Here is a 21,372-nt window from a genome sequence, read left to right on the forward strand (position 1 = left end):
GCGCGGTAGCCGCGGCTACCGCGCCGACCGGCGTGGGTCAGGCAGCCGGCTTGATGGCCGACAGCACGAGGTAGTTGTTCGTACCCGCGTAGGCCGGCTCGGCCACCGCATCGGCGTTGTAGCCGGTGTGGGTGAAGTCCTCGTACACCGGGATGAACCACCCGTTCTCGGTGATCGCCCGGTTGAGATCGGTCAGCGCCTCCTCCTGAGCGTCGCCTTCCGCGCCGAGCGCCGCGCCCAGCGCCTGCTCGATCTCCGGCTCCGAAGCACCCTGCATGTTCATGAAGCCGCCGTAGAGCGCACCCGCGACGAAGCCGGCGGGGTTGGCGCCGGGCGTGAACGGCCCGAAGATCACCGGGTCGGTCTGAACTGCGGCGAAGACCTGGTCGGTGGAGGTGGCGTTGATGAAGTTCATCGAGATGCCCTGCTCGGCGAGCATGCTCTGGATGGCCACCTGGTCCTCGGTGGGCTGACCCATGACGGTGACGTTGAACTCGAAGCCGTCCGGGTAGCCGGCCTCCGCCAGCAACTCCTGCGCCCGCTCGGGGGCGTAGCCGAACTCCTCGTCCAGCGTCGGGTCGAATCCCGGAGCTTCTGCCGGGAACAGCTGCACGGTCGGGCGAGCGCCCGGGTGCAGATCGTTCACCAGCTGCTCGCGGTCGATGGAGTGCAGGATGGCCAGCCGCGCGGCCTCGCTCGCGAACGCGGGATTCAGGGCCCCGGTCTTGTCGATCACCGGGAAGCCGACGATCGTGCCACCCTGGCTGGCCAGGCTCTGCTGCGACTCCACCATGTCGATGGTGGTCGGCTTGAGGATGCCCGCAACATCGGCCTGGCCGGAGACGACGGCGTTGGCCAGGGCCTGCGGGTCCGTGATGATCCGGAAGTCGATGCTGTCGTACACCCACTCGTCGGCGTCCCAGGCGTCGTCCTTCTTCTCGAGCGCGTAGGCGCTCGCCCGGGTCGTCCCGTCCGCGTCGAGCGTGTAGGCGCCGGAACCGTCCGCCTGGGTCTCGAGAGAAGCGGGGTCGGCGATGCCGTCGGGCCCGATGATGATCCCCGCGGTGTCCACAAGGTGGTTCTCGGGTGTCGCCTGCGGCTGCGCCCAGGTGATGACGACGGTCTTCTCGTCCGGTGCGGTGACCTCGACGATGTCGGCCGCCTCGCCGTCCGCGAGCGCCCCGTACGCCTCGAGGTCGGGGTCGTCGCGCCGGTCGAGGTTCGCCTTGACGAGTTCGGCGGTCAGCTCGGAACCGTCGGCGAACGTGACGCCGTCCCGCAGGGTCAGCGTGGTCTGGGTGTCGTCCTCGTTGTTGGAGAACTCCTCGACCAGCTCCGGGAGGATCGTGCCGTCCGGCGCCGTCTCGAAGAGGGCGTCGTAGAGCGCACTGAAGAAGGTGAACTGCCCCTGCGAGTACAGCAGCGGGTCGTAGCCGGTCGGCGCCTGGTCCGCATCCATGGCGACCGTGAGGGTGTCGGTGCCGCTCTGACCGTCAGCGCCGCCTCCGCCGCCTGAGCCACCACCGCACGCGGCGAGCGAGACGGTCGCTGCGGCAGCGAAGGCCACGGTGCGGCTTCGTCGGGTGAATCGATTCATTCTGTGCTGACTCCTTTGCCGGACGAGAGAAGACGCATGGGCCGGTCCCGGCCCGGCCGGCTGGGCCCGGCTTGGCGGCAACGATGCGTGGGGACTCGGTGAGACGTCAGGCACAATGCCGCTCAATGGAAAAGCATCTGTGGCCTGCGCCTCATCAGTGAACAGAAGGTGACCGTCTCGTGACCGATCCGTCGCCCGAGCCGCCACGAGTACGGGGTCGACGCCCGCCGCAAGGAGAGCCGGTGATCGACCGCGCGCTCTCCCTGCTCGCGGCCTTCGACGCGGGCCACCGCTCGCTGACGCTCGGGGAGTTGAGCCGGCGCAGCGGCATCCCGACCAGCTCCACCCTCCGGCTGGCCGGGCGGCTCCTGACCTGGGGCGCGCTGGAGCGGGGTGACGACGGACGCTTCACCATCGGCGTCCGGCTGTGGGAAGTTGCCTCGCTGGCCCCGCGGGCGCAAGGGCTCAAGCAGGTGGCCCTGCCCTTCATGGGTGACCTGGAGGAGGTCACCCGACAGCACGTGCTCCTCGCGGTGCGCGAGGGCGGCGACGCCCTGCTGGTCGAACGGCTCTCCGCCCACCAGGCCATCCCGGTCCTCTACCGGGTCGGCGGGCGGCTGCCGCTGCAGTCGACCGGGGTGGGGCTGGTCCTCCTCGCGTTTGCCGACCCGGGCTTCCAGGAAGCGCTGCTCGCCCAGCCGCTGATGCACCAGCCGGAGAACGTGGCTGTCTCCCCCGCTGCGCTGCGCCGAACCCTGGCCGAGGTGCGGCGGGACGGCCTGGCCACCCTTCGCCGGCGTGCCCCGCAAGCCCTGGTCAGCGTGGCCGCGCCGGTCTTCGACGCCGACGACCGCATCGCTGCGGCACTGTCGGTGGTGGTCCCGCAGGAGAACGCCGAGCCCCGCCTGCTCGGTCCCGCGGTGCGCACCGCGGCCAGGTCGATCTCTCGCGGGCTCGGCGCCCGCCGGTCGATCGGGCATCCGGGAGCACCCCCGTCCGCCTGACCGCCGCTGGTGCACCAACGTCTCGGGCAGTACACCTAGCCTGCGGCGTCTGCGCCGTCGCGAACGCCGCGGGGGCGGAAGTATGCGGCCGTGGAACCGCACAAACTGGGTTGGCACGATCGTTCACTGCCGGCGTCACCACCGGGACTGCCCAGCGCTGTGCGTCCAGGTTGAGGCCGAGGTGCCCGGGCCGCTGCGCTGCTCACCCGGTGGCGGCGGTTTCGGTTTCGGCGGTGCCATCGGTGGCGGAACCGCGCCCGACTGCCCGCGCGGCGGCCGATTCGACATCGCCGACCTCGCCCCTCGGGTCGCCGACGCGCTGCGGCGCGGCCGCGGCGGGTGGTTCCGGCGGGGGGCGGTGGTGATCGAGGCCTGACCGACGACGGAGGGCCGGCCGGTCCCGTAGTGACGGCCGGCCCCCGTGCCAGGCCTTCCGACACGCGCGCCGCGGACTACTCGGCCACCTCGGCGAGCTCAAGTGGTTCGACGCCCTCCGCCCCTGTTCGTGGGCCGTCAGCTGCAAGCCGGTTCGACGTCATCTCGGCGCGGCGGCGATGCTCCACGGGTTCGGGGCTTGAGCTCGCTGACGAGCACGCCGGCGACGATGAGGGCGGCGCCGACGATGGCGAGGCCGGGCAGTCGGTCGCCGGCGAGGCGCCCGATGACGCCGCCCCACACCGGCTCGCCGGCGTAGATGACCGTGGCCCGGGTCGGTGACACCGACCGCTGGGCCCAGTTCATGGTGATCTGGATGAGACAGCTGGCGGCGCCGAGACCGATCGCGGCGGCGAGCCAGAGCCAGGAGAAGGACGGAACGGCCTCGCCGACGACGGGCATCATGGCCACCGACAGGGCGCCGCCGACGAGCAGCTGCACGACCGTGATCCGGCCGAGGTCGACGGTGCCGGCGTACAGGCCGATGAGGACGATCTCCGCGGCGATGGCGACGGTGCTGACCAGCGTCAGGATCTCTCCGGTGCTCAGCGTCAGCCCCGCCGAACCGGGGTCGGCCAGCAGGACCAGTCCGGTGAAGGCGAGCGCCACCCCGGCCCAGGCGGCGGGCTTGGGTGCGCGGCGGAACACCGCCCACTGCAGCAGCGGCACGAGCGGGACGTAGAGCGCGGTGAGGAAGGCCGAGGTGCTGCTGGGGATGGTCTGCAGGCCGATCGTCTGCAGCGCGTAGCCGCCGAAGATCGTCACGCCGATCGCCGCGCCGGCACCCAGCTCCCGCCGGGTCAGCCCGGTCAGCGTCCGGCGGAAGATGATCAGGCTGATCGCGCCGGCGGCGAGGAAGCGTAGGCCGACGAACAGCAGCGGACCGCCGTGCTGCATGGCGAGGTGGACGATGAGGAACGTCGCGCCCCACACGGCGGTGACGGCGATCAGCGCCATCTCCTGCCGGCTGAACCGGACACCCCTGCGGGGACGAGGCCTGGTGTCCAGCGTTGCGCTCACCCGTCGGCCGGCCGGGCGCGCGACGGGTCATCGTGGGCATCGTCCCGGGGGTGGATCAGCACGGTGCAACTCCGTCGGCGCGGGTGATCAGCCGGCGGTGGAAGGTGGCGTCCGGGTTGAGGGCGAGCAGGCTCTCGGTGAGCGCGTCGGCCGCGGCGTGTGCGTCGTCATCGGTGAGCGGGTCGAGCACGTCGAGGATGAAGACGGCACTGGTGGTGGCGGTGGTGATGCCGGTGCGGGTGCACTGCCGCCAGTTCCAGCGGCGGCAGGTGACGCCGGCGTCGTCGCGCCAGATGACCTCGCCGACCTCCGGGTGCTCGACGACCGCCTCGCCGCCGGCGATGGTGTCGAAGGCTTCGGTGCCGTCGGCGCGGACGAGTCGCGGCGGGCTGGCGTAGGCGGCACGGTCCTCCCCACCGAAGGGCAGCATGGAGGCGATGGAGACGGCGTTGTAGACGTCGGTGATCCGGTCGATGCGCGGCAGGCCGCCGGGGTCGAGCCGGCGCATCAGCGCCTCCACGCTGGGCCGGGTGCGCTGCGGCTTGGCGCCGAAGGCCCGGTAGGCATCCCGCCACGCGGCGAGGTGCGGCAGCTCCTCGGGCTTGCGCCCGTCGAGCCGCTCCCGCGCGGTCGCCTCGGCGGCAGCGAGGACCTGCTCGCTTCGTTCGTCGCTGGGGCCGCCCTGCAGGCCGTCGGCGGTCAGCAGCACCACCCGGTAGTCCGGCCGCAGCGCGAACACCGCGTCATCGACGGTGGCGGCGGCGAGCCACTGCTGGGGGTCGGTCACGAACGGCTCCCGGTGACGTGGGGCTGGAACACGGTGAGGGCGAAACGGGCGGGGCCGGCGGCGTCGGCGGGGGTGGCGTAGCCGTGGGCGACGTCGCCGGCGAAGGCCGCGGAGTCGCCCACGGTCAACCGCTCGGTGCGGTCGCCGACGCGCAGGTTGACAGCGCCCTCCAGGACGAGCAGCAGTTCCCGGGTGCCGGCGCTGTGCGCCTCGCTGGTGTTCGCATCGCCCGGCTGCAGCGTCCAGTCCCACAGCTCGACGACGTCGGGCGGCTGGGTGCCGGCGACCAGGACCGCCTGCCCGCCGTGGTCGCCGTGCCACAGCACCGGGGCCCGCCCGGCCGCGGTCACGGTGAGGGTGTGCGGGCGCTCGACGTCGACCAGGACGGGCAGCCCGACACCGAGGGCGTCGCTGATCCGCAGCAGGGTGGCGATGCTCGGGTTGCCTTCGCCGTGCTCGATGGTGATGACCATGCGGCGGCTGACCCCGGAGCGGTCGGCCAGCTCATCCAGGGTCCAGCCGCGGGCGGTCCGGTGCTGCCGAACCCGCTGTCCGATCACCTCGTTGACTGCGACCACTTCGGCCGTCATCTGTGCCGCCTCCTCTTGCGTCGTCCCCGCCGCACTCATCTACGCTGCCTCCAAGAGTGCAACATAATGCATCAGGAGGTGCGGTGATGGCTGTGCAGGGGCGCCGGTCGAGCGACGCGGGGCTGCGGGTGGAGACCCGGCTGGCGGTCCTCGGCCGCGGGGGCTCCGAGCCCGGGCGGCCGTTGAACGTCCCGATCATCCCAGCGTCGAACTTCCGCGCCGCACCGGACGGGGGCGCCGGCCGGGAGTACTCCCGCGACGACGGCACCCCCGGCTGGGAGGCGCTCGAGGAGCTGGTCGGCGACCTCGAGGGTGGCCCGGCAATCGCCTTCTCCTCCGGGATGGCCGCGATCGCCGCGGTGCTCGAGTCGCTGCCGGTCGGCGCCCGGGTGGTCACGCCCCGGGACAGCTACACCGGACTGCGCGCCCTGCTCGCCGATGGTGCTGCGGCCGGCGGTCGCTGGCAGGTGCGCACCGTCGACATGACCGACGCCGAGGCGCTCGCCGCGGCGGTCGCCGACTCCGACCTGGTGTGGCTGGAGACGCCGAGCAATCCGCTGCTCGACGTCGTCGACATCGCCGAGGTCGCCACGGCCGCGCGAGCGGCCGGTGCCCTCGTCGCGGTGGACAACACCTTCGCCACCCCGCTGCTGCAGAACCCGCTGTCCCTCGGCGCGGACTTCGTGGTGCACAGCGCGACGAAGTCCATCGGCGGGCACTCCGACCTGCTGCTCGGCGTCGTGGTCTGCGGGCGCGAGGACGACCACGAGCGGGTGGCCCGCCGCCGCGAGGTCGCCGGGGCCACCCCCGGCGCACTCGAGGCCTACCTGGCACTGCGCGGCGCCCGCACCCTGGCCGTGCGGCTGCGCCAGGAGCAGGACTCCGCCGGCGAGCTCGCCCGCCGGCTTTCCGCGCATCCCGCGGTCGGCCGGGTGCGCTACCCGGGCCTACCCGGGGACCCGCATCATGATCGTGCCGCCCACCAGATGCGCGGCTTCGGCACCGTGCTCAGCTTCGAGCTGGCCGACGCCGGCGCCGCCGACGCCGTCTGCGCCGCGCTGCGGGTCATCTCGCACGCCACCAGCCTCGGCGGCGTGGAGTCCACCATCGAACGGCGCGCGAAGCTCCCCGGCCAGGAACACGTCCCGGCCGGCCTGCTGCGCCTGAGCGTCGGCTGCGAGCACGTCGAGGACCTGTGGGACGACCTCACCGCCGCCCTCGACGCCACCGCAGCCCCTGCCACCCGTCCGAACGCCGACGCCCGGAACCACCCGTGATCGACACCGAACTCCCCACCACCCCGTCGGTCAGCCTCCTGGCCCGCGGATTGGCCGCCTGCCTGGCCTCGGTCACCGAGGTGCCGGTGGCCGAAGTGCCGCTGCCCGCCGGCGACCTGCAGCAGGCTCTGGGTGCGTGGCGGTCCTGGCTGGCCGGACATGGCTCGGGTCTGGTGCCCATCGCCGATCCCGCCAGCTTCCAGTGGGCCGGGTGGTGGCTGCCGATCGTGCAGGCCGCCGACACGGAGGTCGCCACGGTGGCTTTCGGTACACCGCCGGGCATCGTGCTCAGCCCGCAGGACCCCGCGCTGCTGGGCCGGGCCACCGCTGACCTGCCCATCACCGCGGCCTACGCCGTCGCCTCCCTCGACCCGGTGCTCCGCACAGCGACGGCGACGCCCGGTCTGCACGGCACCGTCGAGGGCCTGGCGGTCGCACCCGCGGCCGAGGCGGAAATGCGCCTGCTCCAGGTCGCCTCCGCCCTGACCGGTCGTGGACTGGACGGTGACCGGTACGCCGCCGGCGCAGGCACCTTCAGCCCCCTCGCCGGCCACCGCCCCGGCTACGACCTGACCCTCATGGCCGCCGAAGTCCTCGACGAGCTCATCGCCGCTGGGCACGCCGTCGACTTCGCCGCCACGCGCCGCAACGTCCTCACCCGCGGCATCGACGTCAACGCCCTCGTCGGCTCCACCTTCCGCATCGGCCACGTGCTGTGCGCGGGCCGACGGCTGTGCGAGCCCTGTGTCCACCTGGACCGGCTCAGCGGGCCCGGCCTGCTCCGGCCACTCATCCACAAGGGCGGACTGCGGGTGGACGTCCTCACCGACGGCGAGATCCGCCTCGGAGCACCGATCCGGCCCGCCTGACCCGACTGGAGCCGCCCGTGCCCAACAGCACCGCCTTCGCCATCGTCGACGCGTTCACCACCGAACGCCCGTTCTCGGGCAACCCGGCCGGTGTGCTGCTGCTCGACGAGTTCCCCGATCCCGGCTGGATGCAAGGCGTGGCGAACGAGCTGGCACAAGCAGAGACCGCGTTCCTCGCCCCCGGCGAGCACGGCGCGTTCCGGCTGCGCTGGTTCACCCCGGTGGCCGAGGTCGCGCTGTGCGGGCACGCCACGCTGGCCAGCGCCCACTGGCTCTGGGAGTCCGGCGCCCTGCAGCAGGAGGCGGTCACCTTCACGACCCGAAGCGGGCAGCTCACCGCCGCGCGTGCCGACGACCGGATCGTGCTCGACTTCCCCGCGGTCCCCGCCACGCAGGTGACGCCGTCCCCAGAGCTCCTGGCCGCCCTCGCAGGCCCGATCCCCGTGTGGGCGGGAGTCACCGACCATCCCGATGCCGGTGAGCGCAACATGCTCGCCGTCCTCGAGTCGGAAGACGCCGTACGCGGCCTCACTCCCGATCTGCAGGCGGTGATGCGCTTGCCGGTCGGCGGCCTGATCGTCACCGCCCGGCGTCGGGCCGGCGGAGTCGTGTCGCGCTACTTCGCCCCCGCCTACGGGATCCCGGAGGACCCGGTGACCGGGTCAGCCCACTGCACGATCGGCCCCTACTGGCGTGCCGCACTCGGGACCACGCTGTCCGCCGAGCAGGCGTCCCCGCGCGGAGGAGAACTGACCGTCACCACCACCGACACCGAACGGGCCGTTCTCACGGGAAGGGCGCGCACAGCAGCCACCGGATCCCTGCACTGACTGTGAGCATGGCGGGGCCAGTCCGCTTCTGATGGGCTGGTGGCCGGCGACGGCGGGTGTGACCCATGCACTGACTGGCTTCGTGCCTTCTTCGCCTACGCGTCGTCCAAGGCGGGCATGCACGGCCTCGGGCGCACCGTCGCCGCCGCCTACGCCGGCAGGGGGATCCGGGTCAACACGGCGATCCCGCCTTACACGGAGACGGGACTCGTGTCAGCCATCGCCGAGGACCTGGCCGCCCGCGCCGCGATCGTCGGCCGGATCCCCATGCGTCGCGCCGGCACGCCCGCCGACCTGGAGGGCGTCTACGTGTTCCTCGCCGGCGACGAGTCCGCGTTCGTGACCGGCGGCGCGTTCGCCGTCGACAGCGGCATGACGACTTGTAGCGATGCGTCGGCGGACGAGCGTTCCGCTCAATGGCAGAGGCGTGTGTCTGGGTGACGCCGGTCACCGATGCTCGTCGGGTCACCGTCGACCTCAGCCGGGAGTAGCCATGAGCTTCGAGTACCTGATCGATCCGTCCACGGGCCCGCAGTGGAAGGGCCAGCTCCCCGGCAAGCCGGTGCCCTACGTCCTCCGCAAGGGCGAGGGCGAGACCGCCATGCTCTTCCGCGACCTGTTCACCGTGCTCCTGTCGGGCGACGAGACCGAGAACCAGTTCGGGATCATCACCGCCGACTCCCCCGCCGGCGACGTCATCCCGACGCACTCGCACGACAAGACCCACGAGACGTTCTACGTCATCGAGGGCAAGGTGAAGCTCTTCTACGAGGACGCCGAGGGCCACAAGCAGTCTTCCCTGCTCGCCCCCGGGGACTTCGGCTACGTGCCGGCCGGCTTCGCGCACGCATACCAGATCGTCGAGGACGCCCGGATGATGGGCACGCTCTCCGGCGGTTTCGAGCGGTTCTTCCAGCACATGGGCACGCCCACCGACCACGCCACCAAGGACCAGCCGCCCTTCATCCCGGACTTCCCGCGCATGCAGGCGGCGGCGCAGCAGCACAACATGCAGTTCATGCCGGACTACACCTGGCCCGAGGCCTGACGCGACGCCGGTCGCGCCGCCCCGAACCCGCTGACGCCCCACCGGGCGCGGTCCACGGGACCGCGCCCGGTCCCGTGAGGAGAGCCGTGCCCCCGCCCGCCCTGCCGCTCCCACCCGCGGCCCACGAGCTGCCCCTGCCCCCGCCCCGCCCGGGGCCCGGCGGCACCCGCGTCCTCCTCGGCGTCCCCTACGCGGCCCTGCCCGGGGCCCGCCCGCTGGAGCTGGACCTGTACCTGCCGGCCGGCACGACCCGCGCGCCGGTGGTCGTCTTCCTGCACGGTGGCGGCTGGCGGCTGGGCAGCCGGCACACCGCCGGCCCGATGTACCCGAACACCTCGCCGACGCCGTTCGAACGGGTCGCCCTGGCCGGGATCGCCGTCGCCAGCATCGACTACCGGCTCTCCGGCGAAGCCACGTTCCCCGCCCAGGTGCACGACGCGAAGGCCGCCGTCCGCTGGCTGCGCGCCCGGGCCGACGAGCTCGGGGTCGACGGCGGCCGGATCGCTGCCTGGGGCGAGTCGGCCGGCGGGCACCTCGCCGAGCTGCTCGGGCTGGTCACCGACGCGGGCCTCGAGGGAGACGTCGGCGTGACGGGCCCGTCCAGCGAGGTCACGGCCGTGGCCGCCTGGTACGCCCCCAGCGATGTCGCCGCGGTCGCCACGGACACCGGCGCCGACCCGCTGGACGGGGGCACGCGTGAGTCCCAGCTGCTGGGGGCCGCGGCACCGAACGTGCCGCAGCTGGCGGCCGCGGCGAGCCCGGTCAACCACGTCTCCCCCGCCGCGCCGCCGTTCCTGCTGCTGCACGGCAGCGCCGACCGCTTCGTCCCGCCCGTGCAGAGCGAGCGGATGGCCGCCGCCCTGCAGGGCGCGGGCGCCGACGTCGAGCTGCACCTGCTCGACGGCGCCGACCACATGTGGCTGGGCGCGCCGAACGCCGCCGCCCTCGCCCTGGACCTGACCACCGGCTGGCTGCAGGAGCACCTCGCCGCCGGCAACGACGAGGAGGACCGATGAGGATCGTGGGCATCCGCCGCCACGGCGGACCCGTGGAGGTGGCGTCGCTGTCCGGCGACGGCACGCAGGTGACCGTCGTCGCCGGCCTGGAGGAGTTCTGGGCCGACGCCCCCGGCCACCTCTCCCGGGTGGCCGGCGGGGACACGGTGCCGGTCGCCGACGTGCAGCTCGTACCGCCGGTGCTGCCCGGCGCGCGAGTGGTCTGCATCGGGCTGAACTACCTCAAGCACGTCGCCGAGGGCTCCTTCCGCGACCAGGAGATCCCGCCGTACCCGACGCTCTTCGCCCGGTGGACGCAGTCATTGACGGTCGGCGGCGCGGAGGTGCCGGTGCCGGCCGACGAGGACGGCCTGGACTGGGAGGGGGAGGTGATGGCGTACGTGGGCGCCCCCCTGGTCGACGCCACCCCGGACGAGGCGCTGGCCGCCGTCGTCGGCTACTCGACCTTCAACGACCTGACCTCGCGGCGGGCGCAGAAGCTCACCAGCCAGTGGATCCTCGGCAAGAACGGGGACAGCTCCGGCCCGCTCGGCCCGATGGTCCCCGCCGCGGAGGTCGGCGACCTGCGCGACGGGCTGCGGGTCCGCACGCGGGTCAACGGCGAGACCGTCCAGGACGGGCGCACCGACGAGATGGTCTACACCGTCGGGGACACCTTGGCGCACATCTCCCGCACGTTCACCCTGCGCCCGGGCGACCTGCTGGCCACCGGCACGCCGTCGGGCGTCGGCTACGCCCGCACGCCTCCCTGGCTGCTGCAGCCCGGCGACGTCGTCGAGGTGGAGATCGACCGGCTCGGCGTCCTGCGCAACACGGTCGTCGGCAACGAGGCCCGGAGCGCCCGGTGAGCGGCGAGTTCCGGCAGTACCTCTTCCCCCACGACCACCCGCGGCTGGCCGAGGTCCGGGGCATGGACCCGTACGCCTACCGCGAGCACGCCCGGACGCCCGGCACCTTCACCGGGGGCCTGGTCGAGGGGTGGACGCCGCTCTACCGCACCGAGTTCCGCGGCGTCACCGAGGACGGCACGCTCCGCGAGGGGCTGTACCCCTTCGAGCCCGCCCGCCCGGGCGAGGAGGCACCGGTCGAGGCGATGGTCGCCGCCGCGCACGACCTGCTCGCGGTCCTGGACGACGAGGGCCGGGAGCGGCTCTGCTTCGACGCCGACGCCGTCGAGTGGCAGACCTGGGCCAACCCCGAGTTCATGCAGTTCGACACCGGGCTCCGGCTGGACCTGCAGCCCGACGTCGTGCGCGAGAGGGCGTTGGCCCTCATGCGCGCCTCCCTCTCCCCCGAGGGCTACGAGCTCGCGCACGCGATGATGCTGATCAACGGGTTCCTCGGCGAGGTCGTCGACCTCGAGACGGTCCTCAACGAGTTCAGCTACAACGTCGCCCTCTACGGGACGCCGGACCTGCGGGCGCCGTGGGGCTGGCAGCTGTTCGGCCACCACTGCGCGGTCAACTGCCTGGTGGTCGAGGGCCGCATGGTCGTCTCGCCGGTGTTCCTCGGCGCCGAGCCGAACGAGATCGACGAGGGCCCGCGCGCCGGGTTGGCCGACGTGTTCTCCGACCGGATAGCGCTCGGCACCGAGCTGATGGCGGCGCTGGATCCCGAGCAGCGCCGCGCGGCCACCGTCTACGAGCAGATGGTCGACCCGGCGATGCCACCCGGGCGGGTGCACCCCGGCGACGAACGGCACCTGGCGGGCGCCTTCCAGGACAACCGGGTCATCCCGTTCGAGGGCATCCGCGTCGCCGACCTGCCGGCCGCGGCGCAGGAGACCGCGCTGCGGATCGCCGAGTCGTTCGTGCGGCTGCTGCCCGAGGGCCCCCGTGCCGCTCGCCTGCGCGAGGTCGAGCAGCACCTCGGTGAGACGTGGTTCAGCTGGATCGGGGGCTGGCAGCCCGGTGACGTCTTCTACTACCGGCTCCAGTCGCCGGTGCTGATCGCGGAACTGGACCACCACTGCGGCGTCTTCCTGGACTACGACACCCCGAAGCCGTTCCACATCCACACCGTGCTGCGCACGCCGCACGGCAACGACTACGGCCGTGCGTGGGTCCGGCAGTGGCAGGAGCGGAACCCCCCGGCCTGAGACGCGGACGGGGAGGTTCCGCTCTGCCGGCCAATGGCAACGGACTACATCGGCGTGATCCCTGCCACCGATCCTGGACCCGGCGCGCGAAGGTCCCCGCCCGCAGGACCGCCGCCTCCCCGCCCCCTCGCTCGTCCACCCGCCCACGCGGGTGGTGCCCCCGACAGGAGTCCTCATGACCACCGTGCCCGCCCGCGTCCCGGTGCTGATCGTCGGCGGCGGCCCCAGCGGCCTCGCGGCGGCGATCGAGCTCGGTCGCCGCGGCGTCGAGGTGCTCGTCGTCGAGCCGCGCACCGAGCTGGACCCGCTGCGCCCCCGCGCGAAGACGACCAGCGTCCGGACCATGGAGCACCTGCGCCGCTGGGGCATCGCCGACCGGCTGCGGGCCGCCGCCCCGCTGCCGGTCTCCTACGCGCAGGACGTCGTCTTCGTCACCGGTCTGTTCGGCTCGGAGATCACCCGTTTCCCGAACGCCTTCGGCCTGTGGTGCCGGCCGCAGGAGGTCGCCGCCGAGGCCGGGCAGCAGGCGCCGCAGTCGCTGGTCGAGCAGGTCCTCCGCGAGGCGGCCGCCGAGCTGCCGAGCGTCACCCTCCTGGTGGGCTGGCGGGCGGCCGCGGTCCTCGACGGGCCCGTCGAGGCGCAGGCGGTGCTCGAGGACCCCACCGGCGTGCCGCACCGGGTCACCGCCGATTACCTGCTGGGCTGCGACGGCAGCGGCGGGATCACCCGCGCCGCGATCGGCGCCCGGTACGAGGGCTCCTCCGGCACGCTGCCCAACCTGAGCATCACCTTCCGCAGCCGGGCCCTCGAGGAGCGCGAGCTGTGCGCCCTGGGTGTGCACTACTGGGTCATCGGCGCCGAGCGCGGCGGTCTCATGGGCCGGCTGGACCTCGACGGCACCTGGTGGGCGATCGTGCAGGGCGTCGACACCCGCACCGAGGACGTCGACCCGGTCGCGCTCGTGCGGACCCTCGTCGGCGCCGACGTGGACGTCGAGGTGCTGGCCACCGACCCGTGGTCGGCGCGGATGCTCCTGGTGGACCGGTACCGCGGCGAGCGGGTCTTCCTCGTCGGCGATGCCGCCCACCTCAACCCGCCGTGGGGCGGGCACGGCTTCAACACCTGCGTCGGCGACGCGGTCAACCTCGGCTGGAAGCTCGCCGCCGTCCTGCAGGGCTGGGCGCCCGCGTCGCTGCTGGACAGCTACGAGGTGGAGCGGCGGCCGGTGGCCCACCGGACGATCGGCGCGGCCGGCGCGCAGGAGTCGTTCCTGGCGCCCTCGTTCGCCGAGGCCGACCTCGACGACCCCGGGACCGCGGGGCAGCTGCTGCGCAGCGACCTCGCCCGCCGGCTGCAGGTGAAGGACGGCGAGTTCCACAGCCTGGGCCTCGTGCTCGGCTACGACTACGCCGGCTCCCCGGTCGTCGTCCCCGACGGCGCCCCCGTGCCGGGACCTGAACTCGGCACCTACAGCCCATCGGCCCACGCCGGGGCCCGGTTGCCGCACACCTGGCTGCCCGACGGCACATCGGTCTACGACCTGCTCGGCGACGGCTTCGCCCTCCTCCGGCTCGCCGGCGGCGGCGCCGCGGCGGACCTGACCGCGGCGGCGGAGCGGCTGCGGATCCCGCTGCGCACCGTCGACCTGACCCACCTGCCGGAGCTACGCCCGCGGTACTCCGCCGACCTGGTGCTCGTGCGGCCCGACCAGCACGTCGCCTGGCGCGGGGACCGGATCACGGACCCCGAGCACCTGCTGCACGTCGTCGTCGGGGACGACGGCCGCACCCCCCTTCCCGTCCCGTCCGCGCTCGAGGAGCTCGCCCGATGACCGGTCCCTTCCCTGATGGCTTCCTCTGGGGCGCCGCCACCGCCGCCCACCAGGTCGAGGGCGGCAACGTCAACAACGACCACTGGGAGCTCGAGCACGCCGAGCACTCCCCCTTCGCCGAGCCGAGCGGCGACGCCTGCGACTCCTGGCACCGGTGGCCCGAGGACCTCGACGTCGTGGCCGGCGCCGGCCTGAACACCTACCGGTTCAGCCTCGAGTGGAGCCGCATCGAGCCGGCCGAGGGCGAGTTCTCCCGGGCGAACCTGGACCACTACCGGCGGATCCTCGACGGCTGCCGCGACCGCGGGCTCACCCCGATCGTCACGCTCGTCCACTTCACGATGCCCCGGTGGCTGCTGCACGACGGCGGCTGGACCGGCGCCCGGACCGGCGACCGCATCGCGCGGTTCACCGAGTACGTGGCCCCGGCCCTGCGCGACGCCGGCTACGTCGCCACGCTCAACGAGCCCAACCTGATGGCGGCCCAGCCGGTGATGGGTGCGATGGCGCGCCGCGGCGAGCCGATCAAGGGCCTCCCCCGACCCGACCAGGGCGTCGCCGAGGCCCTGCTGGAGCTGCACCGCCGCAGCATGGAGGTCCTCCGCGGCGCCGGCTCCCCACCGGCCGGCATGACGCTGGTCGGCCGGGAGCACATCGCCGAGGACGGCGGCGAGGAGCGGATGCAGGAGGACCGCGCGGCCTTCGAGGACCAGTTCTTCGCCGCGGCCGCGGACGACGACTGGCTGGGCCTGCAGATCTACACCTGCGCGCGGTTCGGCCCGGACGGCCTGATCGCCCCCGCTCCGGAGCTGCAGACCCTCGCTCACGGCATGGAGCGCCGGCCGCAGGCGCTGGGGGCCGCCGTGCGGCGGGCCGCCGAGGTGCTGCCGGACACACCGCTGCTGGTCACCGAGAACGGCATCGCCACCGCGGACGACGACGACCGCATCGCCTTCACCGACGAGGCGCTGCGCAGCCTGGCCGCGGCGATCGCCGACGGCGCCGACGTGCGGGGCTACGTGCACTGGAGCCTGCTGGACAACTTCGAGTGGATGCTCGGCTACCGGCCCACCTTCGGCCTGGTCGCCGTCGACCGGGAGACATTCGCCCGCAGCCCCAAGCCGAGCCTCGCCTGGCTGGGCGGCGTCGCCGGCCGCAACGGCCTTCCTGCATCCTGACCTGGTGTTCAACTCGACGCACCGACGGCGCAACCCGCTCACCGGCGAGTGGGTCCTCGTCTCCCCGCACCGGACCGCGCGTCCCTGGCAGGGGCAGGTCGAGGACCCGGCGGTGCCCCGACTGCCCGCCTACGACCCCGGCTGCTACCTCTGCCCGGGCAACGAGCGGGCCGGCGGGCAGCGCACCCCGCGGTACGACGGCACCTTCGTCTTCGACAACGACTTCGCGGCGCTGACCCCGGACGTGCCGGCCGCGGCCACGGACCGATCCGGCCTGCTGGTCGCCGAGAGCGAGCGCGGCGTCTGCCGGGTGGTCTGCTACTCGCCCCGGCACGACCTCGCGCTCGGGCAGCTGCCGGAGGACCAGATTCGCGGGGTGGTGGACACCTGGGCCGACCAGTACACCCAGCTCGGCGGGCTGGACTGGGTCAGCTGGGTGCAGGTGTTCGAGAACCGCGGCGCGGCCATGGGCGCCAGCAACCCCCACCCGCACGGCCAGATCTGGGCGCAGGAACGGCTGCCCACCGAGGCGGTGCGCGAGCTCGCCACCCAGCAGGCCGCCGCCGAGGCGGGGAGCTGCCTGCTCTGCGAGTACCTGGCCGTCGAGGAGGCCGACGGCGAACGCGTCGTCTTCCGCGACGAGCACGTCACCGTGCTGGTCCCCTTCTGGGCGGTCTGGCCGTTCGAGACCCTCGTGCTGCCGCGCGCCCACTGCGGCGCGGTGCCCGACCTCGATGGCGCCCGGCGGGACGCGCTGGCCGGCGCGCTGGGCCGGCTCGCCCGCTGCTACGACGGGCTCTTCGGGGTGCCCTTCCCGTACACGATGGGCCTGCACCAGCGCCCCACCGACGGGCGCGAGCACCCGGGCTGGCACCTGCACGGGCACTTCTACCCGCCGCTGCTGCGCTCGGCGACGGTGCGCAAGTTCATGGTCGGTTACGAGATGCTCGCGCAGCCGCAGCGCGATCTCACCCCCGAGAGCGCGGCCGCCCGGCTGCGGGAGGTGACCGCGTGACCGGCGTCGCGGCTCGCGAGACCTTTGCCCGGACCGTAGGTGGCGAGCCCGATCTCGTCGTCCGCTCCCCCGGGCGGGTCAACCTGATCGGCGAGCACACCGACTACAACGACGGCTTCGTGCTCCCGGCCGCCCTGGACCGGGGCACGGTCGTCGCGGCCCGCCGGCGGTCCGACGGCCGGCTGCGGACGACCGCCGTGCGCATGGGCGGGAACGACGACCGGGCGGTGGCCGACCTGCGGCCGCAGGAGGGCGCCGGCTGGTCCCGCTACGTGGCCGGGGCCGCGGCCGTGCTCCAGGACGAGGGGCACCAGCTGACGGGCGCGGACCTGGTGATCGACAGCGATCTGCCGATCGGGGCCGGCCTCTCCTCGTCCGCGTCGCTGGAGCTCGGCGTGATGGTCGCGCTGCTGGCGCTGACCGGGGACGCGCTCCCGCCGGAGACGCTGGCCCGCCTCGGCCAGCGGGTGGAGAACGAGGTCATCGGCGTGCGCACCGGCATCATGGACCAGCTCGCGATCGCCGGCGGCGTCGCCGGGCACGCGGTGCTCGTCGACTGCCGCAGCCTCGCCACCGAGGCGGTCCCCGTGCCGTCCGGGACGGCGATCCTCGTTCTCGACAGCGCCGTTCCGCGCACCCTGGCCGGCTCGGCGTACAACGACCGGCGGGCCGAGTGCGAGTCCGCCGTCGCCGCGCTCAGCACCGTCGATCCCGGCCTGCGGGCGCTGCGCGACGTCTCCCCCGACCTGCTCGCCGAGCACGCCCGGCTGCTCGACGGGGTGCAGCTGCGCCGGGCGCGGCACGTCGTCGGGGAGAACGCCCGGGTGCTGGCCGCCGCAGACGCGCTCCGGCGCGGGGACGCGCGCGCCTTCGGGGAGCTGATGGACCGGTCGCACGCCTCGCTGCGCGACGACTACGAGGTGAGCGTGCCGGAGCTGGACGCACTGGTCGGCGTCGCCCGCGGCACGGCAGGCGTGCTCGGGGCGCGGCTGACCGGGGCCGGCTTCGGGGGGTGCGCGGTGGCGCTGGTGGAGCGCGACTCCGCTGCAGCGGCGGCCGCGGCGATCACCGCGGCCTACCGTTCGGCCACGGGCCGGCCGGGAGAGGCGACGATCTGCACGCCGTCGGACGGCACCGGGGTGGTGTGACCGCGCGGGCGCTCCGAGGGGGTCCGGGCGGTCGGCCCCGCGTCCGGGAGCCGACCGCCCGAACTGATCAGCCCGAGCCGGAAACCGGGCCGATCCGCCGGTCCGCCGCCGCCCACGCGGCCGCCGCACCGGACGAGGGGAGGTACGTGCGCGTCTCCTGGGTGGCCCGGAGGAGCGCTCGCAACTCGGCGAGCCCTCCCTCGAGCACCCCGGCGGCACGGGCCTGGACCAGGGCGTTGCCCAGGGCCGCGGCCTCGACCGGGCCGGCGACCACCGGCAGGCCGCACGCGTCCGCGGTGAGCTGGCACAGCAACTCGTTGCGGGCGCCCCCGCCGACCAGGTGCACCACCTCGACGTCCCGGCCGGAGAGCTCCGCCGCCCGGCGGACGGTGCGCCGGTAGGCCAGCGCCAGGCTGTCGAGGATGCAGCGCACCGTCTCGGCCTGGCTCTGCGGTGGGGTCTGGCCGGTCTCCCGGCAGACCGCGGCGATGCGCGCCGGCATGTCCCCCGGCGGCAGGAACCGGGAGTCGTCGGGATCGACGACCGCGGTGAAGGCCGGCACCCGGGCCGCCGCGGCGAGCAGGTCGGCCAGGTCCGCGGGCAGGCCGGCGGCCGCCCAGGTGCGCACCGACTCCTGCAGCAGCCACAGCCCCATCACGTTGCGCAGGTAGCGCACCGTGCCGTCGACCCCGAGCTCGTTGGTGAACCCGGCCCGGCGGCTGTCCTCGGTGAGGACCGGAGCGTCCAGCTCGAGGCCGACCAGCGACCACGTGCCGCACGAGACGTAGGCGAACCGGTCGGACTCCGCAGGCACCCCGACCACCGCCGACGCCGTGTCGTGCGACCCGACCGCGGTCACCGGGACCGGCCCGGCCAGACCCGTCTCGGCGAGCACCTCGGCGGTCAGCTCCCCCAACCGCTCCCCCGGCTGCCGCAGCGGTGGCAGCAGCCCCCGGTCCAGACCGAGCCGGTCGACGACGTCCCACGCCCACTCCCGGGTCGTCGCGTCGAGCAACCCGGTGGTGGAGGCGTTGGTGACCTCCGCGCCCACCGCGCCGGTGAGCCAGTACGCCAGCAGGTCGGGGACCAGCAACGCCGTCCGGGCGGCGGCGAACTGCGCGCTCCCCCGGGCCGCGGCAAGCTGGAACACCGTGTTGAACGGCAGGTGCTGCAGGCCGTTGACCCGGTACAGCTCGTCGGGCGGGACGACCGCGTGCACGTCCGGCACCGCGGTGGCGTGCCGGCCGTCGCGGTAGTGCAGCGGGTTGCCCAGCAGCGCGCCGTCGGCGTCCAGCAGCCCGACGTCGACCGCCCAGCTGTCGATGCCGACCCCGTCCAGCCGGCCGGCGTCCCGGCCGGCCGCCCGCAACCCGTCGAGCACGCCGGCGTAGAGCCCGAGCACGTCCCAGTGCAGGGTGCCCGCCGTGCGCACCGGCCGGTTCGGGAAGCGGTGCACCTCGTGCAGGTCGAGCCGATCCGGGCGCACCGTCGCGGCCATCACCCGGCCGCTGGAGGCGCCGAGGTCGACGGACGCGAAGGCGGGCATCAGCGGAGGAAGGCGCCGGCGACGCCGGAGTCGACCGGGATGTGCAGCCCGGTGGTGCGGGTGAGCTCGCCACCGGTGAGCGCGAAGACGGCGTCGGCCACGTGGTCGGGCAGCACCTCGCGCTTGAGCAGCGTGCGCTGGGCGTAGAACTCGCCGAGCTCCTCCTCCTTGACCCCGTAGACGGCCGCGCGCTGCGCACCCCACCCACCGGCGAAGATGCCCGAGCCCCGGACGACCCCGTCGGGGTTGATGCCGTTGACCCGGATCTGGTGCGGCCCGAGCTCCGCCGCCAGCAGCCGCACCTGGTGGGCCTGGTCGGCCTTGGTGGCGCCGTAGGCGAGGTTGTTCGGGCCGGCGAACAGCGAGTTCTTGCTGGAGATGTAGACGACGTCGCCGCCCATCCCCTGCTCGATCATGATGCGCGCCGCCTCGCGGGAGACGAGGAAGCTGCCCTTGGCCATGACGTCGTGCTGGAGGTCCCAGTCGGCCTCGGTGGTCTCCAGCAGCGGCTTCGAGATCGACAGCCCGGCGTTGTTGACCACCAGGTCGACGCCGCCGAACGCGAGGCAGGCCTCGCGGAAGGCGGCGGCCACGGCCTCGGCGTCGCTGACGTCGGCGGCCACGCCGAGCGCGACGTCGGACGAGCCGATCTCCTCCGCGGCGACCTGCGCCCTGGCGAGGTCCAGGTCGGCGACGACGACGCAGGCGCCCTCGCGGGCCAGCCGCTGGGCGATCGCCTTGCCGATGCCGCTGGCCGCGCCGGTGACCAGCGCCACCCGGGACGCCAGCGGCTTGGGCTTCGGCATGCGCTGGAGCTTGGCCTCCTCCAGCGACCAGTACTCGATGCGGAACTTCTCGCTCTCGTCGATCGGCGCGTAGCTGGAGACCGCCTCGGCGCCGCGCATCACGTTGATGGCGTTGACGTAGAACTCACCGGCCACCCGCGCGGTCTGCTTGTTGGCGCCGAAGCTGAACATGCCCACGCCCGGCACCAGCACGATCGCCGGGTCGGCGCCGCGCATGGCCGGGCTGTCCGGGGTGGCGTGCCGGGAGTAGTAGGCCGCGTACTCGGCGCGGTACTCCTCGTGCAGCTCCTTCAGCCGCGCGACGACGTCCTCCACCGGGGCGTCGGCCGGCAGGTCGACGACCATCGGGCGCACCTTGGTGCGCAGGAAGTGGTCCGGGCAGGAGGTGCCCAGCGCGGCGAGGGGGGCGAGCTTCTCGCGGGAGAGGAACTCCAGGACGACGTCGGAGTCGGTGAAGTGGCCGACCTGCGGCTTGTCGGTGGATGCCAGTCCGCGGATCACCGGCGCGAGCGCGGCGGCCTTGGCGCGGCGCTGCTCCTGCGGCAGCGGCTCGAAGCCGGGGACGACGGCGCCGAACGGCTCGGCCTTCCCCTTCTCGGCGAGGAACGCCTCCGCAGTGCGGATGATCTCGAGGCTGTTGGCCTCGCACTCCTCGCTGGTGGCGCCCCACGCGGTGATGCCGTGCCCACCGAGGATGCAGCCGATCGCCTGCGGGTTCTTCTCCTTGATCGCGGCGATGTCCAGGCCGAGCTGGAAACCGGGCCGGCGCCACGGCACCCAGACCACGCGGTCGCCGAAGCACTCGCGGGTGAGCGCCTCGCCGTCGGCCGCCGTCGCCAGGGCGATGCCGGAGTCCGGGTGGAGGTGGTCGACGTGCGCGGCGTCGACGAGGCCGTGCATCGCGGTGTCGATCGACGGTGCGGCGCCACCGCGGCCGTGCAGGCAGAAGTCGAAGGCGTGGACCATCTCGTCCTCGCGGTCGACACCCGGGTAGACGTCGACGAGCGAGCGGAGCCGGTCCAGCCGGAGGACGGCGAGGCCGGCCTCCTTCAGGGTGCCCAGGTCGCCGCCGGAGCCCTTGACCCAGAGCAGCTCGACCGGCTGCCCGGTGACCGGGTCGGTCTCGCTGCCCTTGGCGGAGGTGTTGCCGCCGGCGTAGTTGGTGTTGCGCGGATCGGCGCCCAGCCGGTTGCTGCGCTCGATGAGGTCACTGACCACGGGGTTGCTCACGTTCGGGAGTCCTCTCTTGATGGCGTTTCGTGCCCAGCCGTGGCCCC

General features: G+C 73.8%; 20 protein-coding genes. 14 read left to right on the forward strand and 6 right to left on the reverse strand.

Annotation, left to right across the window (positions count from 1 at the left end; genetic code table 11):
* Positions 1 to 37 precede the first annotated feature (37 nt).
* Positions 38 to 1,459, reverse strand: coding sequence for an ABC transporter substrate-binding protein (locus ACI8AP_RS05050; protein WP_456588244.1), 1,422 nt, complete (start codon positions 1,457 to 1,459; stop codon positions 38 to 40).
* Between the two features lie 380 nt (positions 1,460 to 1,839).
* On the opposite strand from ACI8AP_RS05050, the gene ACI8AP_RS05055 reads away from it, so the two are divergent.
* The gene (locus ACI8AP_RS05055) at positions 1,840 to 2,601 is read left to right on the forward strand and encodes an IclR family transcriptional regulator (RefSeq protein ID WP_456588245.1); all 762 of its coding nucleotides are present in this window, start codon (positions 1,840 to 1,842) and stop codon (positions 2,599 to 2,601) included.
* A 181-nt stretch (positions 2,602 to 2,782) separates the two neighbouring features.
* Positions 2,783 to 2,977 (forward strand): hypothetical protein, encoded by a 195-nt coding sequence (locus ACI8AP_RS05060; RefSeq protein WP_456588246.1) that lies wholly within the window; start codon positions 2,783 to 2,785, stop codon positions 2,975 to 2,977.
* A 137-nt stretch (positions 2,978 to 3,114) separates the two neighbouring features.
* Here ACI8AP_RS05060 and ACI8AP_RS05065 read toward each other — a convergent pair whose 3' ends face one another.
* The 3 genes from ACI8AP_RS05065 to ACI8AP_RS05075 form a co-directional block, all read right to left on the reverse strand.
* Complete coding sequence (locus ACI8AP_RS05065; RefSeq protein ID WP_456588247.1) at positions 3,115 to 3,993, reverse strand: DMT family transporter; 879 nt, start codon at positions 3,991 to 3,993, stop codon at positions 3,115 to 3,117.
* Positions 3,994 to 4,111: 118 nt separating this feature from the next.
* On the reverse strand, positions 4,112 to 4,843 hold the full coding sequence (locus tag ACI8AP_RS05070; RefSeq protein ID WP_456588248.1) for a B3/B4 domain-containing protein: 732 nt from the start codon (positions 4,841 to 4,843) through the stop codon (positions 4,112 to 4,114).
* Positions 4,840 to 5,433 (reverse strand): helix-turn-helix domain-containing protein, encoded by a 594-nt coding sequence (locus ACI8AP_RS05075; RefSeq protein WP_456588249.1) that lies wholly within the window; start codon positions 5,431 to 5,433, stop codon positions 4,840 to 4,842. Before ACI8AP_RS05075 ends, ACI8AP_RS05070 begins: the two co-directional genes overlap by 4 nt.
* Positions 5,434 to 5,519: 86 nt before the next feature.
* Here ACI8AP_RS05075 and ACI8AP_RS05080 point away from each other — a divergent pair, with 86 nt between their 5' ends.
* From ACI8AP_RS05080 to galK, 12 genes are all read left to right on the forward strand, one after another.
* Positions 5,520 to 6,710, forward strand: coding sequence for a trans-sulfuration enzyme family protein (locus tag ACI8AP_RS05080; RefSeq protein ID WP_456588250.1), 1,191 nt, complete (start codon positions 5,520 to 5,522; stop codon positions 6,708 to 6,710).
* Positions 6,707 to 7,579 (forward strand): MOSC domain-containing protein, encoded by an 873-nt coding sequence (locus tag ACI8AP_RS05085; RefSeq protein WP_456588251.1) that lies wholly within the window; start codon positions 6,707 to 6,709, stop codon positions 7,577 to 7,579. Before ACI8AP_RS05080 ends, ACI8AP_RS05085 begins: the two co-directional genes overlap by 4 nt.
* A 17-nt stretch (positions 7,580 to 7,596) precedes the next feature.
* A complete protein-coding gene (locus ACI8AP_RS05090; protein ID WP_456588252.1) occupies positions 7,597 to 8,409 on the forward strand; it encodes a PhzF family phenazine biosynthesis protein in 813 nt (270 codons plus the stop codon).
* 39 nt (positions 8,410 to 8,448) lie between these two features.
* Positions 8,449 to 8,850 (forward strand): SDR family NAD(P)-dependent oxidoreductase, encoded by a 402-nt coding sequence (locus ACI8AP_RS05095; protein WP_456588253.1) that lies wholly within the window; start codon positions 8,449 to 8,451, stop codon positions 8,848 to 8,850.
* 52 nt (positions 8,851 to 8,902) lie between these two features.
* Positions 8,903 to 9,457 (forward strand): quercetin 2,3-dioxygenase, encoded by a 555-nt coding sequence (locus tag ACI8AP_RS05100; protein WP_456588254.1) that lies wholly within the window; start codon positions 8,903 to 8,905, stop codon positions 9,455 to 9,457.
* Between the two features lie 86 nt (positions 9,458 to 9,543).
* Positions 9,544 to 10,473: an alpha/beta hydrolase fold domain-containing protein gene (locus ACI8AP_RS05105; RefSeq protein WP_456588255.1), complete on the forward strand. Its 930-nt coding sequence runs from the start codon at positions 9,544 to 9,546 to the stop codon at positions 10,471 to 10,473.
* Complete coding sequence (locus tag ACI8AP_RS05110) at positions 10,470 to 11,321, forward strand: fumarylacetoacetate hydrolase family protein (RefSeq protein WP_456588256.1); 852 nt, start codon at positions 10,470 to 10,472, stop codon at positions 11,319 to 11,321. The genes ACI8AP_RS05105 and ACI8AP_RS05110 overlap by 4 nt, the downstream gene beginning before the upstream one ends.
* Positions 11,318 to 12,571, forward strand: coding sequence for a DUF3500 domain-containing protein (locus ACI8AP_RS05115; RefSeq protein WP_456588257.1), 1,254 nt, complete (start codon positions 11,318 to 11,320; stop codon positions 12,569 to 12,571). The genes ACI8AP_RS05110 and ACI8AP_RS05115 overlap by 4 nt, the downstream gene beginning before the upstream one ends.
* A 175-nt stretch (positions 12,572 to 12,746) precedes the next feature.
* Positions 12,747 to 14,402, forward strand: coding sequence for an FAD-dependent monooxygenase (locus ACI8AP_RS05120; RefSeq protein WP_456588258.1), 1,656 nt, complete (start codon positions 12,747 to 12,749; stop codon positions 14,400 to 14,402).
* On the forward strand, positions 14,399 to 15,580 hold the full coding sequence (locus ACI8AP_RS05125; RefSeq protein ID WP_456588259.1) for a glycoside hydrolase family 1 protein: 1,182 nt from the start codon (positions 14,399 to 14,401) through the stop codon (positions 15,578 to 15,580). The genes ACI8AP_RS05120 and ACI8AP_RS05125 overlap by 4 nt, the downstream gene beginning before the upstream one ends.
* A 4-nt stretch (positions 15,581 to 15,584) precedes the next feature.
* Positions 15,585 to 16,595, forward strand: a complete 1,011-nt coding sequence (locus ACI8AP_RS05130; RefSeq protein WP_456588260.1) for a UDP-glucose--hexose-1-phosphate uridylyltransferase — start codon at positions 15,585 to 15,587, stop codon at positions 16,593 to 16,595.
* A complete protein-coding gene (galK, locus tag ACI8AP_RS05135) occupies positions 16,592 to 17,743 on the forward strand; it encodes a galactokinase (protein WP_456588261.1) in 1,152 nt (383 codons plus the stop codon). Before ACI8AP_RS05130 ends, galK begins: the two co-directional genes overlap by 4 nt.
* Positions 17,744 to 17,810: 67 nt before the next feature.
* On the opposite strand, the gene ACI8AP_RS05140 is transcribed toward galK, so the two are convergent.
* The gene (locus tag ACI8AP_RS05140) at positions 17,811 to 19,289 is read right to left on the reverse strand and encodes a rhamnulokinase (protein ID WP_456588262.1); all 1,479 of its coding nucleotides are present in this window, start codon (positions 19,287 to 19,289) and stop codon (positions 17,811 to 17,813) included.
* A complete protein-coding gene (locus tag ACI8AP_RS05145; RefSeq protein ID WP_456588263.1) occupies positions 19,289 to 21,325 on the reverse strand; it encodes a bifunctional aldolase/short-chain dehydrogenase in 2,037 nt (678 codons plus the stop codon). The genes ACI8AP_RS05140 and ACI8AP_RS05145 overlap by 1 nt, the downstream gene beginning before the upstream one ends.
* Positions 21,326 to 21,372 lie beyond the last annotated feature (47 nt).

This window comes from Blastococcus sp. SYSU DS1021 (genome assembly GCF_054050995.1).